The 13,440-nt window shown below is 75.4% G+C and carries 14 protein-coding genes and 2 tRNA genes; 9 read left to right on the forward strand and 7 right to left on the reverse strand.

Going from position 1 to position 13,440, the window contains the following annotated elements:
- Nucleotides 1-12: 12 nt before the first annotated feature.
- Together CSPHI_RS02775 and CSPHI_RS02780 are read right to left on the reverse strand one after the other, a co-directional pair.
- Nucleotides 13-1,323: an ABC1 kinase family protein gene (locus CSPHI_RS02775; protein ID WP_211274677.1), complete on the reverse strand. Its 1,311-nt coding sequence runs from the start codon at nt 1,321-1,323 to the stop codon at nt 13-15.
- Between the two features lie 23 nt (nt 1,324-1,346).
- On the reverse strand, nt 1,347-2,174 hold the full coding sequence (locus tag CSPHI_RS02780; protein ID WP_075691406.1) for a TOMM precursor leader peptide-binding protein: 828 nt from the start codon (nt 2,172-2,174) through the stop codon (nt 1,347-1,349).
- 97 nt (nt 2,175-2,271) lie between these two features.
- Between CSPHI_RS02780 and CSPHI_RS02785 the strand changes: the two genes are divergently transcribed.
- Entirely contained in the window at nt 2,272-2,796 is a 525-nt protein-coding gene (locus tag CSPHI_RS02785) for a M48 metallopeptidase family protein (protein WP_075691407.1), read from the forward strand.
- Nucleotides 2,797-2,816: 20 nt separating this feature from the next.
- Here the strand turns inward: CSPHI_RS02785 and CSPHI_RS02790 are convergent, their stop codons facing one another.
- Nucleotides 2,817-4,262 (reverse strand): zinc-dependent metalloprotease, encoded by a 1,446-nt coding sequence (locus CSPHI_RS02790; RefSeq protein ID WP_075691408.1) that lies wholly within the window; start codon nt 4,260-4,262, stop codon nt 2,817-2,819.
- Between the two features lie 96 nt (nt 4,263-4,358).
- Between CSPHI_RS02790 and CSPHI_RS02795 the strand changes: the two genes are divergently transcribed.
- On the forward strand, nt 4,359-5,387 hold the full coding sequence (locus CSPHI_RS02795) for a YlbL family protein (RefSeq protein WP_075691409.1): 1,029 nt from the start codon (nt 4,359-4,361) through the stop codon (nt 5,385-5,387).
- A gap of 80 nt (nt 5,388-5,467) precedes the next feature.
- Here the strand turns inward: CSPHI_RS02795 and CSPHI_RS02800 are convergent, their stop codons facing one another.
- The 3 genes from CSPHI_RS02800 to CSPHI_RS02810 form a co-directional block, all read right to left on the reverse strand.
- Nucleotides 5,468-6,886: an alanine/glycine:cation symporter family protein gene (locus CSPHI_RS02800; RefSeq protein ID WP_075691410.1), complete on the reverse strand. Its 1,419-nt coding sequence runs from the start codon at nt 6,884-6,886 to the stop codon at nt 5,468-5,470.
- 93 nt (nt 6,887-6,979) lie between these two features.
- A complete protein-coding gene (locus CSPHI_RS02805; protein WP_075691411.1) occupies nt 6,980-7,327 on the reverse strand; it encodes a CrcB family protein in 348 nt (115 codons plus the stop codon).
- Nucleotides 7,324-7,749, reverse strand: a complete 426-nt coding sequence (locus tag CSPHI_RS02810) for a fluoride efflux transporter FluC (RefSeq protein ID WP_245803336.1) — start codon at nt 7,747-7,749, stop codon at nt 7,324-7,326. The genes CSPHI_RS02805 and CSPHI_RS02810 overlap by 4 nt, the downstream gene beginning before the upstream one ends.
- A gap of 171 nt (nt 7,750-7,920) precedes the next feature.
- Between CSPHI_RS02810 and pgm the strand changes: the two genes are divergently transcribed.
- The 7 genes from pgm (at nt 7,921) to CSPHI_RS02845 (ending at nt 12,532) form a co-directional block, all read left to right on the forward strand.
- Nucleotides 7,921-9,579 carry a phosphoglucomutase (alpha-D-glucose-1,6-bisphosphate-dependent) gene (gene pgm / locus CSPHI_RS02815; RefSeq protein ID WP_075691412.1) on the forward strand — a complete coding sequence of 553 codons (1,659 nt, stop codon included), beginning with the start codon at nt 7,921-7,923 and terminating at the stop codon, nt 9,577-9,579.
- Nucleotides 9,579-10,025 (forward strand): MauE/DoxX family redox-associated membrane protein, encoded by a 447-nt coding sequence (locus CSPHI_RS02820; RefSeq protein WP_075691413.1) that lies wholly within the window; start codon nt 9,579-9,581, stop codon nt 10,023-10,025. Before pgm ends, CSPHI_RS02820 begins: the two co-directional genes overlap by 1 nt.
- Before the next feature lie 81 nt (nt 10,026-10,106).
- Complete coding sequence (locus tag CSPHI_RS02825) at nt 10,107-10,865, forward strand: DsbA family protein (RefSeq protein ID WP_075691414.1); 759 nt, start codon at nt 10,107-10,109, stop codon at nt 10,863-10,865.
- Nucleotides 10,866-10,989: 124 nt separating this feature from the next.
- Nucleotides 10,990-11,062: transfer RNA gene (locus CSPHI_RS02830), tRNA-Ala, on the forward strand.
- A 54-nt stretch (nt 11,063-11,116) separates the two neighbouring features.
- Nucleotides 11,117-11,189: transfer RNA gene (locus tag CSPHI_RS02835), tRNA-Ala, on the forward strand.
- Nucleotides 11,190-11,322: 133 nt separating this feature from the next.
- Nucleotides 11,323-11,751, forward strand: coding sequence for a pyridoxamine 5'-phosphate oxidase family protein (locus CSPHI_RS02840; RefSeq protein ID WP_075691415.1), 429 nt, complete (start codon nt 11,323-11,325; stop codon nt 11,749-11,751).
- A 154-nt stretch (nt 11,752-11,905) separates the two neighbouring features.
- Nucleotides 11,906-12,532 (forward strand): TetR/AcrR family transcriptional regulator, encoded by a 627-nt coding sequence (locus CSPHI_RS02845; protein WP_245803337.1) that lies wholly within the window; start codon nt 11,906-11,908, stop codon nt 12,530-12,532.
- A 60-nt stretch (nt 12,533-12,592) separates the two neighbouring features.
- Here CSPHI_RS02845 and nadE read toward each other — a convergent pair whose 3' ends face one another.
- A complete protein-coding gene (nadE, locus tag CSPHI_RS02850) occupies nt 12,593-13,420 on the reverse strand; it encodes an ammonia-dependent NAD(+) synthetase (RefSeq protein WP_075691417.1) in 828 nt (275 codons plus the stop codon).
- Between the last annotated feature and the right edge of the window lie 20 nt (nt 13,421-13,440).

Genomic DNA, 13,440 nt, shown 5'->3' on the forward strand with positions numbered 1-13,440 from the left:
CCCGGCGGCGGCTCAGCGGCCCCGGCCCAGGATCTCCGGGTAGTAGCGGGCGATCACCTGCCGGTACGGTGCCGGGGCCTCCAGCTGGGAGAGCACCGCCACCGCCCCGGCGAGCACCCGGTGGATCATCATGTACTCCGGGGGCATCCCGAATTTCCGGGACAGCCGCGACTGCGCCGAGGTCGGGTCCAGGAAGGGGCTCATCACCCGGCGCAGCCAGGCCACGGTGAAGACGAAGTCGTCATGGGCCAGGGGTTCGGCGAAGGGGGCGAGGAAGGACTCCACCGCCTCGGCGGGGATCCCCCCGGTGCGCCGCTCGTCGATGTAGCCGTGCGCCCGGGCCAGGGCCAGCAGATCCTCCCGGCGGCCGTCGACCACCGCGGCGACCAGCTCCACCAGCGGCCGGGGCAGCCCCGCCGGCAGCGGGGTGCACGCCCCGAAGTCGATCACCGCCAGGGTGCCGTCGGCGCGGAGCAGGAAATTGCCCGGATGCGGGTCGGTGTGCATCCGCCGGGCCAGGTGCGGGGAGGCGAACTCGAACACGGTGAGCGCCTCGGCGGCCGCGGAGCGCGCCGCCGGGTCGCCGCCGATCACCTCGGACAGCCGTCGGCCCTCGACCCATTCGCCGACCAGCACCCGCGGGGCCGCGGCGTGCACCCGGGGCACGTGCACCAGCGGCTCCACCCCGGTGCCGAAGGCGGCGTGGAAGGCGCGCTGGTGCTCCGCCTCGGCCCGGTAGTCCAGTTCCGCGACCACCGATTCGGCGATGGTGCCGATGAGCCGGGCGATGTCCGCGCCCGGGGCCAGCGGCTGCACCAGCGGGGCCAGCAGCCGCAGCTGCCGCAGATCCGAGCGGATCGCCCGATCCGCGCCCGGGTACTGGATCTTCACCGCCACCTCGGCGCCGTCCGACCAGGTCGCCCGGTGCACCTGGCCGATGGAGGCCGCCGCCACCGGCTCATCGGAGAACTCCCGGAAGCGCCGGCGCCAGTCCGCGCCGAGCTGCCGGGCCAGCACCTTGTGCACCGTGGCGGCCGGCAGCGGCGGGGCCTCGGCCTGCAGCGAGGTCAGGGTCGGCCCGACCACCTCGGCGATCTCCTCCGGCAGGATCGGGGCGAAGATGGACAGCGCCTGGCCCACCTTCATCGCCCCGCCCTTGAGCTCGCCGAGCACCTCGGTGAGCCGCCGGGCGGTCTCCACCGCGTTGTCCGAGCGATCCCGGCGGCGCAGGCTGCGCGCCCCCGCGCCCAGCGGCACCCCGGCCAGCTTCGCCGCGCGCCGCAGCGGATTGCCGGACAGCGCGCGATCCTCGTCTCCTGCCATGGCCGCCATTGTGCCCGCGGCGCTCAGCGGGCGCAGACGGGGCAGCCCGGGTGCGCCGGCACCGGGGTCAACCGCGGCGCCAGGCCCAGCGGATCCACCTCGGCGGCCAGCCCGGCCAGGGCCGCCGGCGCGCCCAGGTGCGCCAGGGCGGTGGCCACCGTCGCGTCGATGACCTCCGGGGCGGCGGTGGGCTGGGCGGAGCGCAGCTGCAGGGCGAGCACCTCCCGTGCCGGATCCGCCTGCCGGGCGCGGGCCTCCGCGCAGCCCGGGCAGCCGCCGGCGCCACCGGGGGCGGCGTAGGGGCCGACCAGGCCGCGGCCGTCGCGCAGCCGCACCGACAGGTGCGCGATGCCCCGGCGGCGCAGCGCGCGCAGCAGCGCCTCCTCCGGCACCTCCATCCCGGCCAGCAGCACCAGGCCCACCCGCGCGGGCGGGGTGCGCTCCAGCCAGGTGATGGTGCGGGTGCCCGGGGCCCGGGCGATGGCCCGGCCGCCGCGCCCGGCCACCGCCGCGGCGAGCCGCTCGCGCAGCGGGCCCCGGCCGAGCACGCTCACCGGCGGCCAGGCCGGGGCCTCGCCGCGGCGGGCCAGCCCGGCGCGGAGCAGATCCGCCAGCAGCGCCTCCACCGCGGCCTCGCCGAGCCCGGCGGCGGCCAGCGCCTCGGCCAGGGGCGCCGCCGGGCGGGGCAGGGCGCGCGCATCGGCGAGCAGCGCGGCGAGCACCCCGCCCGGGGGCACCGCATCGGGCAGCTGCAGCACCAGCGCCCGCCGGGGATCCACCCCGAACTGGATCCGCCCGCCCGGGCGCAGCAGCACCTGCGCCCCGGCCACCATCCGGATGCCCCCGGCCATCGGGCCCCCCTTCCCCCTCGGTGCACGCCCCGGGCCCACGAAAGCACATCCGCGCCGATCCCTCCACCCGGGCCCCGCCCCCGTCTACCCTGGGGTCATGGAACGCCAACGACCCGATTACGGGCCGGATGTCGAGGTGCGCCGCTCCCGCCGCCGGCGGCGGACCTACCAGGCGCGCGCCGAGGGCGGCAAGGTGGTGGTGCTCGCCCCGGCGGACATCGACCCGGCGCAGGAGCGCCGGGAGGTCACCGCGCTGGTGGAGCGGGTGCGCGGGCGCACCGCGAACCGGCTCGACGACGCGGCCCTGGAGCGCCGGGCCCGGCGGCTGGCCGAGGAGGTGCTCGACGGCCGCCCCGAGTTCGAGTCGATCCGCTGGGTGCGCAACATGACCCGGCGCTGGGGCTCGGTGAGCCTGGGCCCGAACCGGATCCGGATCTCGCACCGGCTGGCGGAGGTGCCCGACTACGTCCTCGACGACGTGATCGTGCACGAGCTGGCGCACACCTTCGTCGAGGGCGGCCACGGCCCGGAGTTCTGGGCCTGGGCCTCCCGGGCCCCGCAGCATGAGCGCGCCCGCGGCTACCTGGAGGCCTACCAGCGCTGGGGCGGGATCGGCCGCTGACCGGACCGCGCCCGGCGGGGCTAGTCGGCGGCGTCCTCCCCGGAGCCGGCGGCGTCCTCGCCGGGGTCCTCGCCGGAGCGGCCGGTGCGGCCGCCCCGATCCCGCTCATCGCCCTCGGCGCGCTCCCGGCGCAGCTGCTCCTCCAGTTCCGCGATCGGGTCGAAGTCGTCGTCCGCGCCGCCGCCGAGCACCGAGTCGATGAACCCGGCCGGGGAGTCCAGGTCCTCGGCCACCGGCAGGAAGTCCGGGTGATCCCACACCGCGTCCCGGCGGGCCACGCCCACCGCCGTGCCCAGCCGGCGCCACAGCTCCGCGGCCTCCGCGGTCTTCGGCGCGGCGAGATCGATGCCGGTGGCCTTCTTCAGGGCCTGCTCCGCCCCGGCGGTGGCCCGGCGGCGCCGCCAGGCCTCGTCGAGCTGCGCCGCCCCGGGCAGCCGCTCGCCGAGGGCCTCGCCGACGACCACGTCCACCCAGCCCTCCACCAGGGCGAGCAGGGTCTCCAGGCGGGTGCGGGCGTGCTCGTTGGCCGAGCCCACCCGGGGGGTCAGGTCCATGCCCTGCAGTTTGCCCAGGGCCTCCTGCAGCCGGGCCGGGTCCTGCAGCGCCTCCACGTCGAACTCCCGGGAGGCGGCCTCGATATGCGAGTAGTCCATGGTCAGCCCGGCGGCGTACTCCTCCACCGAGGAGATCATCCGCTCCGCCAGCCACGGCACCTTCTCGTAGAGCCGCTGGTGCGCGGCCTCCCGGGCCGTGGCGTGCACGATCATCTCCCGGGCGGGCAGCTCCAGGGCCTCGGCGGCCTCGCCCAGGGTGCGCGGCAGCAGCACCGCGGCGCCGGTGGCGGACAGCGGCAGCCCCAGGTCGCTGCCGGTGAGCGCGGACCCGGCGAGCTCGGCGAGGGCCTGGCCGAGCTGCACGCCGAAGTTCATCGAGTTCATCTGGTTCATCATGCCGAGCATCGGCCCCATCATCCGGCGGGCCTCGGCGGGCATGCCCTCCAGGGAGGCGTCGCTCATCCGCCGCGCCACCGGCTCCACCAGCCGCCGCCAGGTGGGCAGGGTGTGCTCCAGCCACTGCACCGGGGTCCAGCCCTCCGCCCGGTTCGCCCCCGCGGGCAGCGCGGTGGCATCGTCGAGCCACAGCTCCACCAGGCGCAGCGCGTCGGTGAGCGCGGTGCGCTCGGAATCGCGCACCGGCTCCGGCTCGCCCAGGGCGCGGCGGGCCATCCGCTCGGCCACCGCCAGGTTCACCCCGCCCTCGGATTCGCCCATCTGCCGGCCCATCCCGGAGAGCATCTGCCCGAACTGGTTGAGGAGCTCGCCCAGATCCGGCTGCCCGCCCTTCCCGCCGGCGGCGCCGAAGCCGCCCATGGGGAAGCCGAAGAAGCCGAAGGGGTTGCCCCCCTCGCGCCGATCGTCGTCATCGTCGTCCCCGCCGGGGGTGAATCCGAAGCCCTGGTTGCTCATGCCACGAGGGTACCGGCCCCGGGGCGCCCGGCACCGGGCCGGTGCATCCCGGCTCGCTGACGGCGATCAGCGCCCCGGCCGGTATCGTGGCCTGACGTGAACCGCCGCATCCGCACCCTCGTCGCCGGCGCCGTGCCCATCGTGGCCCTCGGCGCGCTGCTCGCCTCGCCCGCCGCCATCGTGCCCTTCGCCGCGGAGGGGCCGGGCCCGGTCTTCGACGTGCTCGGGGAGGTCGAGGGGGCCCCGGCCATCGAGATCTCCGGCACCGCGGAGGACGACCCCTCCGCCGGCCGCCTGGACATGACCACGGTGGCGGTGTCGCACAACCTGCCGCTGTCCCGGGCGATCGGGATGTGGGCGGACCCGGATCAGCAGATCGTGCCGATCGAGGTGGTCTTCCCGCCGGGGCTGAGCACCGAGGAGGTGGAGCGGCGCAATGAGGTGATGTTCGCCGATTCGGAGGCCAACGCCACCGCCGCGGCGCTGCGCGCCCTGGGTCGCCCGGTGCAGGTCGCCGTGGCCCGGGTGCTCGACGACGGGCCCGCCGCCGGGGTGCTGGAGGAGGGCGACGTGGTGCTCGCCGTGGACGGCGTCGGCGTGACCGGGCCGAGGGAGCTGCAGGACGCCGTCGGCGCCCACGCCCCCGGCGAGGAGGTCACCCTGCGGGTGGCCCGCGACGGCGCGGAGCGGGAGCTGGCGGTGCGCCTCGGCGAGCATCCGGAGGATCCCGCCCGCGGTCACCTGGGCGTCGGCATCGCCGCCCGCCCCGGGGAGGGGGTGCGGGTGGACTACAACGTCTCCGGGATCGGCGGGCCCTCCGCCGGGCTCATCATGACCCTGGCGCTGGTGGACAAGCTCAGCCCCGGCGATCTCACCGGGGGCCGGCACATCGCCGGCACCGGCACCATCGACGGGATCGGCACCGTCGGCGAAATCGGCGGGATCACGCACAAGATCGCCGCGGCCCGGGAGGCCGGGGCGGAGCTGTTCCTGGTGCCGGAGGCCAACTGCGCGGAGGCGCTCACCGCCGACGCGGGCCGGATGCCGCTGGTGCGGGTGCGCGATCTGGACGGGGCGCTGGCCGCCCTGGCCGATCCCGCGGCCGCCCCGCGCTGCGGGGCCTGAGCCCGCCCGCGCGGCGGATCGGCGCCGCCCCGGGGCCGGCTCGAGGCGGCGGCGCCGGGGCGGGGGAGGGGCCGGCCGGGTCAGCCGGCGGCGCCGGCGTTCTGCGCCGCCCAGCGCTCCACCTGCTCCGCGGTGGCGCGCAGCTTCGGGTCGAAGGCCAGGTAGGCGCGGGTCTCCCGGGCGATCATGCCGGAGAGCAGCACCAGGCCCACCAGGTTGGGCAGCGCCATCAGGCCGTTCAGCGCGGAGGAGAAGGCCCACACCGGGGTCAGCTCGCTGGTCGCGCCGACGAAGACCACCACGGTGAACAGGCCCCGGTAGGGCAGGGTGCCGCGCCGGCCGACCAGGGACTCCAGGGCGCGCTCGCCGTAGTAGGACCAGCCCAGGATGGTGGAGAAGGCGAAGAACACCACCGACAGCGCCACCACGGAGCCGCCCCAGTGCCCGGGCAGGCCCCGGGAGAAGGCCTCCGCGGTCATCGCCCCGGCGTCCTCGTTGCCATCCCGCCAGGTGCCGGTGGTGATGATCACCAGGCCGGTGAAGGAGACCACCACGATGGTGTCGATGAAGGTCTGGGTCATCGACACCAGGCCCTGGCGCACCGGGTGCGTGGTCCGCGCCGCCGCCGCGGCGATCGCCCCGGAGCCCATGCCGGACTCGTTGGAGAACAGGCCGCGGGCCACGCCCATCTGGATCGCCAGGATGATCCCGGAGCCGGCGAAGCCGCCGACCGCGGAGGTGCCGGTGAAGGCGTCGGTGAACACCAGGCCGAGGGCGGCCGGCAGATCGCCGGCGTTGACCACCAGCACGTAGATCGCGGCGAGGATGTACAGGATGATCATCATCGGCACGAAGGCGGCGGTGACCCGGCCGATGGACTTGATCCCGCCGAGCAGCACCGCCCCGGTGGCGATGAAGAGCACCGCCCCGGTGGCCACCGGGTCCAGGCCGAAGGCGCTCTCCAGGTTCGCGGACACCGCGTTGGCCTGGGTGAGGTTGCCGATGCCGAAGGCGGCGATCGCGGCGAAGACCGCGAAGATCACCGCCAGGGTGGCGCCGAAGCCGTTCGGGATGGCCTTGCGCAGGTAGTACTGGGGCCCGCCGGACTGCTCCCCGGCGGCGTCGGCCTGCCGGTACTTCACGCCGAGGAAGGCCTCCGCGTACTTCGAGGCCATGCCGATGGCGCCGGTGACCCACATCCAGAACAGCGCCCCCGGCCCGCCGAGGCCGATCGCGGTGGCCACGCCGACGATGTTGCCCACGCCGACGGTGGCGGCCAGGGCGGTGGACAGCGCCTGGTACTGGGAGATGTCGCCCTCCCCGCCGTCGTCGGAGCGCTCCAGCAGGCCCAGCCGCAGCGCCGGGCCGAGGGTGCGCAGCTGCACGAACCCGAGCCGGATGGTCAGCCACAGGCCGGTGCCGAGCAGCAGCGGGATGAGCAGGTAGGGGCTCCACACGAAGGAGTCGAGGTCCGCGAAGAAGTCAGCCATGGCGGGCACCTTACCCCTCCGTCGACGGCCCGAAATACGCCTCGCGCCCGGTTTCCGCCGCAGGCCACCCCCGATCGCGGGGGGCGGGCCGGGTGCCCGGGCTCAGCGCAGCAGCAGCGCCGCCAGCGCCAGTCCGGACAGGACGGTCACCAGCGGGTAGACCACGCCCAGGACGGAGCGGCCGCGCAGGTAGAGCACCGTCTCCTGGGCCAGGGTGGACCAGGTCGACAGCGCCCCGGCGAAGCCCGCCCCGAGGGCCGCGTAGCCCGGCGAATCCGCCTCCAGGGCGCCGGCGGCCCAGGCCAGCGCCGCCACCGCGAGCAGGTTGGCGATCAGGGTGCCCGGGGGCGCCGACCCGACCAGGCGGGTCGCGGCCCGGCCCAGCCCGTAGCGCAGCGGGCCGCCGAGCGCGGCGCCGGCGGCCACCGCGAGCAGCAGCGCGGGGCTCATCGCCCCACCCGCCCGCGCATCGATTCGGCGGGCCGGCGGGGGGCGCCCCGCGCGATCGCGGCCTCGCCGAGCCTGGCGCCCAGGTAGTTCACCGCCGGGCAGCCCAGCACGGTGGCGGCCACCGCCGCCGCGGCGGCCGGGCCGCCGTCCCCGGCCTGCACCGCGGCGAGGACCGCGAAGGCGGAGAAGGTGGTGAACCCGCCCAGGAACCCGGGGCCCACCGCGGGCCAGAACCGGCCCAGGCCGGGGTGCCGCGCGGACAGCGGCGTGAGCCAGCCCATGGCCAGGCAGCCGGCCAGGTTCACCACCACGGTCACCGCCACCGCGGCCCCGGGGAAGGGCAGGCCCACCGCGACGCGGGCCACCGCCCCGGCCGCGGCGCCGGCGGCGACGAGCAGGTAGGTGCCGATGGATTCCCTCACGGTCACCGGATCCTACGCCCGGGCGATCCGGGCCGCGGCGGCCGGTTCCGGCGGCGCCATGCGGAACCGGCGGAAACGGGGGACACTGGGGGCAGGGGCGCGAGACGCACCGACAACGGCTCCGGGACGCCTCCCCGCCGCGCCCCACGCCCGGAGCGCACAGGAGGAGACATGGCCCACGAGCGCGCCGGGCAGCCCGCCCGCCCCGAGGATCTCATCGACGTCGCGGAACTGGTCGCCGCGTACTACACCCGGCGCCCCGAGCCCGGGAACCCCGACCAGGCGGTGGCCTTCGGCACCTCCGGGCACCGCGGCAGCGCGCTGGACCGGGCCTTCAACGAGGACCACATCCACGCCACCACCCAGGCGATCGTCGACTACCGGGCCGAGCACGGCATCGCCGGGCCGGTCTACCTCGGCCGGGACACCCACGCCCTGTCCGAGCCGGCGATGATCTCCGCCATCGAGGTGCTCGCCGGCAACGGGGTCACCGCCCTGGTGGACGCCCGGGACCGGTACACCCCCACCCCGGCGGTGAGCCACGCCATCCTCGCGCACAACCGGGACCTGCCCGGCGGGCCCGCCGGCGCCGACCGGCGCCGCGCCGACGGGATCGTGGTCACCCCCTCGCACAACCCGCCCCGCGACGGCGGCTTCAAGTACAACCCGCCCACCGGCGGGCCCGCCGACGCCGGGGCCACCGACTGGATCGCCGACCGCGCCAACGAGTACCTCGCCGCCGGCCTGGAGGGGGTGCGCCGCACCACCGTGGACGCCGCCGGGGATCTGGTGGTCCGGCACGACTACCTCGCCGCCTACGTCGCGGATCTGCCCAACGTCGTCGACCTCGACGCGATCCGCTCCTCCGGGCTGCGCATCGGCGCCGACCCGATGGGCGGGGCCAGCGTGGACTACTGGGGCGCCATCGCCGAGGCCCATGGCCTGGACCTCACCGTGGTCAACCCCCTGGTGGACCCCACCTGGCGGTTCATGACCCTGGACACCGACGGCAAGATCCGGATGGACTGCTCCTCCGCGGACGCGATGGCCTCGCTCATCGCCAACCGGGACGCCTACGACCTGGCCACCGGCAATGACGCCGACTCCGACCGGCACGGCATCGTCACCCCCGACGCGGGCCTGATGAACCCCAACCACTACCTGGCGGTGGCCATCGACTACCTCTTCGCGCACCGGCCCGGCTGGGCGGAGGGCACCGCGGTGGGCAAGACCCTGGTGTCCTCCTCGATGATCGACCGGGTGGTCGCCGACCTCGGCCGGCGCCTGGTGGAGGTGCCGGTGGGCTTCAAGTGGTTCGTGCCCGGGCTGCTCGACGGCTCCGTCGGCTTCGGCGGGGAGGAGTCCGCCGGCGCCTCCTTCCTGCGCCAGGACGGCACCGTGTGGTCCACGGACAAGGACGGGATCATCCTGGACCTGCTCGCCGCGGAGATCACCGCGGTGACCGGGAAGAGCCCCTCGGCCCGCTACGCCGAGCTCGCCGAGCGCTTCGGGGCGCCGGCCTACGCGCGCACCGACGCCGAGGCCACCCGGGAGCAGAAGGCGGTGCTCAAGGCGCTGTCCCCGGAGCAGGTCACCGCGGACACCCTCGCCGGGGAGCCGATCACCGCCAAGCTCACCGAGGCCCCCGGCAACGGGGCCGCGATCGGCGGGCTGAAGGTGACCACCGAATCGGCCTGGTTCGCCGCCCGGCCCTCCGGCACCGAGGACAAGTACAAGATCTACGCGGAGTCCTTCCAGGGCCCGGAGCACCTGGCCCGGGTGCAGGCGGAGGCCCAGGAGCTGGTCAGCGCCGTGCTCGGGGCCTCGTGATGGGACCGCGCGAGCTCCTCGGCTGCCTGGCCCGGTTCGGGCTGGCCGGGGTGTGGCTGTACTCCGGGGCGGTGAAGCTGAGCCATCCGCTGGACTCCCGGCAGGCGGTGGCCGCCTACGAGCTGCTGCCCGCCGCCCTGGTGGACCCGGTGGCCGTGGGCCTGCCCGCCCTGGAGCTGGTGCTCGGCCTGATGCTGCTGCTCGGGGTGTTCCTGCGGGCCGCCGGCGCGGTCTCGGCGCTGCTGGTGCTGGGCTTCCTGGTCGGCATCGGCTCCGCCTGGGCGCGGGGGCTGAGCATCGACTGCGGCTGCTTCGGCGGCGGCGGCTACGACGCCGCCGCCGGGCCGGGCACCTACCTGCGCTCCATCGCCCGGGATCTGCTCTTCCTGGCCATGGCCGCGTGGACGGCGTGGCGGCCCTGCGCCCGGTTCGCGATCCGCGCCTGAGCCGGCCGACCCGCCGGCCGCGGGTGCGCCGGGCGGCGGAAGTCCACCTGCCCGCGGCGCGGGCCGGGTAGCGTGTCCTGCGTGAGCCAGAAGATCAAGAACCCCAACGAGAAGACGTCCGGATTCACCCTCGGCGTGCTGGCGCTGGTCGCCATCGTCGCCGTGGTGATCGGGGCGGTGGTCTACATGGGCCGCAACCAGCCCATCGAGGGCCTGCCCGAGGAGCAGCCGGACGTCACCGTCGCCCTGGACGGCGACGTGATCCGGCTCGCCGCCGCCGATGCCGGCGACGCCCCGGTGGCCACCGTCTACGAGGACTACTCCTGCCACTTCTGCGCGGACATGTCCACCGCCGGGCACGCCGATGAGCTCGCCGCCCTGGAGGCCGGCGACCTGGTGGTGGAGTACCGCACCCTGAACTTCCTGGACCGCGGCGCCGAGGGCCACTCGACCCGCGCCTACGCGGTGATGCGGCGCCTGGCGGAGACCGGCGACGCCGCGTTGACCTGGAACTTCCACACCCTGCTGATGCGGGATCAGCAGACCTCGGCGACCTGGGACTGGGCCGATCTCGCGGATCGGGCGAAGTCCATGGGCGCGGACGGTGACGTGGTCGCCGAGATCCGCGACGGCCTGGACCTGGGGGCCGCGGCGGCCAGCGCGAAGGCCAATGCGGAGAAGCTGGTCGCGGATCTGGATCTGGAGGGCCCCTCCTCGCCGCATGTGGTCGTCGACGGCGTCGACGTCACCGCGGGGCTCGGCGCGGACACCCTGGGCCAGTGGGTGGCCGAGGCCATCAAGGCCGGCGCCGGGGAAGGCGCGGCCGCGGACGGCGAGTAGGCCGGCGCGGGGAGCGGCGGCCCCGGCGCGGGCCGTCGCCCACCTGCTGATTTGGGGAAAGCAGGGCCTGCGTGTAGCTTGATTGTGGTCACGGGGCGCCCCCTGCGGGGTGGCCCGGGTCGATGGGGCTATGGCGCAGCTGGTAGCGCACCACACTGGCAGTGTGGGGGTCACGGGTTCGAGTCCCGTTAGCTCCACTGCATCCGCCCAGGCGGTCGGATGCCCGGATAACCGAATACCGCTTTTTGCACGGGGCTATGGCGCAGCTGGTAGCGCACCACACTGGCAGTGTGGGGGTCACGGGTTCGAGTCCCGTTAGCTCCACGGTGAGTGGAGTGGGCGGTGGACGCCGCAGGACGGCGTCCACCGCCCCTTTGCCGTTTCCGGGGCACCCCCGCGAACCTGCGGCTACCGCCGTTAGCTGCACGGGGTGGGGAAGGGTGCCACAATGGACGGTATGAGCGAATCCAATGACGTCATCGTCCAGCTGTCCGAGGAGGAGTCGCTGGAGCTCCTCGCCACCCGCCACTTCGGCCGCCTCGTGGTCCGCCGCGAGGACGACATGGATCTGTTCCCCCTGAACTACCTCGTGCACGAGGGCGAGATCTACTTCCGCACCGCCGAGGGCTCGAAGCTGTTCACCCTCTCCCTCAACCACGACGTGCTCTTCGAGGCCGACACCGTCGACCGCGACGAGGACTCCGCATGGAGCGTCGTGGTCAAGGGCACCGCCCGGGTGCTCAGCTCCACCGCGGAGATCGCCGAGGCCGATGAGCTGCCGCTGAAACCCTGGCTGCCCACCCTGAAGTACAACTACGTGGTGGTCACCCCGAAGACCGTCTCCGGCCGCCGCTTCCACCTCGGCGAGGAGCCGGAGCGCTACTGATCCGCACTCCACCGACCGTCCCCCCGGCCCCGGCCGCGGCGGGTGCGCGCGGGGCCCGGGGCCGGGGTGGCCGCGGGGGCGGCCCCACCCGGGATGGGGGTGGGGCGGCGGACAATCCTTTCCCCCGGCGCCGGCCGCCGTTAAGGTGTGCGCTGTGACGCAGACCATAGATTCCGGAGAGCCCGGGCACGGCGCAGGTGAGCCGTCCCCGCGGGTGCGCCGCATCCTCGACGAGGCGCGCGAGATGCTCCGCGAATCCGGCTGGGGCGGGGTGTCCATGCGGCGCCTGGCCACCCGGATCGGCGTCAAGGCGCCCTCCCTGTACAAGCACATCTCCGGCAAGGAGGAGCTGTTCCGGCTGCTCCTGGAGGAGATGCTGGTGGCCCTGGCGGATCGGCTGCAGGAGGCCTGCGAGGCCGAGCCCACCGCCGCCAGCGTGCTCGCCGCCTACCGGGAGCAGGCCGTCGCCGACCCGCACGGCTACCGGCTCATCGCGCGCACCAAGATCGTCGACGTCACCGAGCCCGACGCCCTGGACCGGCGGATCCGCGCCCCCTTCGTCGCGGTCACCGGCGATGAGCACCGCGGCCTGGCGCTGTGGGCCTTCGCGCACGGGCTGGTCACCGCCGAGCTGGTGCAGGACTCCGGGGTGGACCTGGACGGGGTGTGGGCCGCCGGGGCGGCGGCCTTCCAGTACTCCATGCCCGCCGGGGCGGAGCCGCCCGCGGTGGACTGGGCCGCCGCCTACGACGAGGAGCCCGACGAGGGCCCGGTGCGCTGAGCGCCCCCGGCCCGCCGGGATCGCCGCCGACCCGCCCCGCGCCCGGTGCGCGGGGCCGCGCTAGTCCCGCCACCAGGTCGCCGCCGGGCCCGGCGGCAGCGCCCGCTTATGCCGGCTGCCCCGGTGCAGCGCCTCGATCCGCTCCCGCGCGGCCGCGGGGACCTCCCGGCCCTCCAGGTAGTCGTCGATCTCGGCGTAGCCCACGCCCAGGGCCTCCTCATCGGGCAGCGCCGGGCGATCCTCCTCCAGATCCGCGGTCGGCACCTTCCGCCAGGTCGCCTCCGGGGCGCCCAGGTGCCGCAGCAGCGCCGCACCCTGCCGCTTGTCCAGGCCCTCCAGGGGCACCAGATCCGCGGCCCCGTCGCCGAACTTGGTGTAGAAGCCGGTCACCGCCTCCGCGGCGTGATCGGTGCCCACCACCAGCAGGCCCCGCTCCCCGGCGATGGCGTACTGCGCCACCATCCGCATCCGGGCCTTGACGTTGCCCTTGTTGAAGTCGCCCAGCGCGGGCGCGCCGAGCGCGGCGGCGACGTCCGCGGCGATCGCGTCGACCCCGCCGGCGACGTCCACGGTGACCGTCTCATCGGGGTCGATGAAGGCCAGCGCGGCCTGCGCATCGGCCTCGTCGGCCTGCACCCGGTAGGGCAGCCGCACCGCGACGAAGGCGGCCTCGCCGCCCTCGGCGCGCACCCGCTCCACCGCCAGCTGGCACAGCCGGCCGGCCAGGGTGGAGTCCTGGCCCCCGGAGATGCCCAGCACGAACCCGGCGGCCCCGGTGGCGGCGAGGTACTCGCGCAGGAAGGTCACCCGGCGAGCCACCTCCCGGGCCGGGTCGATTTCGGGGGCGACGTGCAGTTCGGCGATGATGCGGTCCTGGGTCGATGCCATGTGACCAGGGTAGCGCCCGG

It is taken from the genome of Corynebacterium sphenisci DSM 44792 (assembly GCF_001941505.1).
Classification (GTDB): domain Bacteria; phylum Actinomycetota; class Actinomycetes; order Mycobacteriales; family Mycobacteriaceae; genus Corynebacterium; species Corynebacterium sphenisci.

What these genes read in the sequence shown, in the direction of transcription:
- CSPHI_RS02775 (WP_211274677.1), bottom strand. Translation starts at nt 1,323, where the DNA reads ATGGCAGGAGACGAGGATCGCGCGCTGTCCGGCAATCCGCTGCGGCGC.
- CSPHI_RS02780 (WP_075691406.1), bottom strand. Translation starts at nt 2,174, where the DNA reads ATGGCCGGGGGCATCCGGATGGTGGCCGGGGCGCAGGTGCTGCTGCGC.
- CSPHI_RS02785 (WP_075691407.1), top strand. Translation starts at nt 2,272, where the DNA reads ATGGAACGCCAACGACCCGATTACGGGCCGGATGTCGAGGTGCGCCGC.
- CSPHI_RS02790 (WP_075691408.1), bottom strand. Translation starts at nt 4,262, where the DNA reads ATGAGCAACCAGGGCTTCGGATTCACCCCCGGCGGGGACGACGATGAC.
- CSPHI_RS02805 (WP_075691411.1), bottom strand. Translation starts at nt 7,327, where the DNA reads ATGAGCCCCGCGCTGCTGCTCGCGGTGGCCGCCGGCGCCGCGCTCGGC.
- pgm (WP_075691412.1), top strand. Translation starts at nt 7,921, where the DNA reads ATGGCCCACGAGCGCGCCGGGCAGCCCGCCCGCCCCGAGGATCTCATC.
- CSPHI_RS02820 (WP_075691413.1), top strand. Translation starts at nt 9,579, where the DNA reads ATGGGACCGCGCGAGCTCCTCGGCTGCCTGGCCCGGTTCGGGCTGGCC.
- CSPHI_RS02840 (WP_075691415.1), top strand. Translation starts at nt 11,323, where the DNA reads ATGAGCGAATCCAATGACGTCATCGTCCAGCTGTCCGAGGAGGAGTCG.
- nadE (WP_075691417.1), bottom strand. Translation starts at nt 13,420, where the DNA reads ATGGCATCGACCCAGGACCGCATCATCGCCGAACTGCACGTCGCCCCC.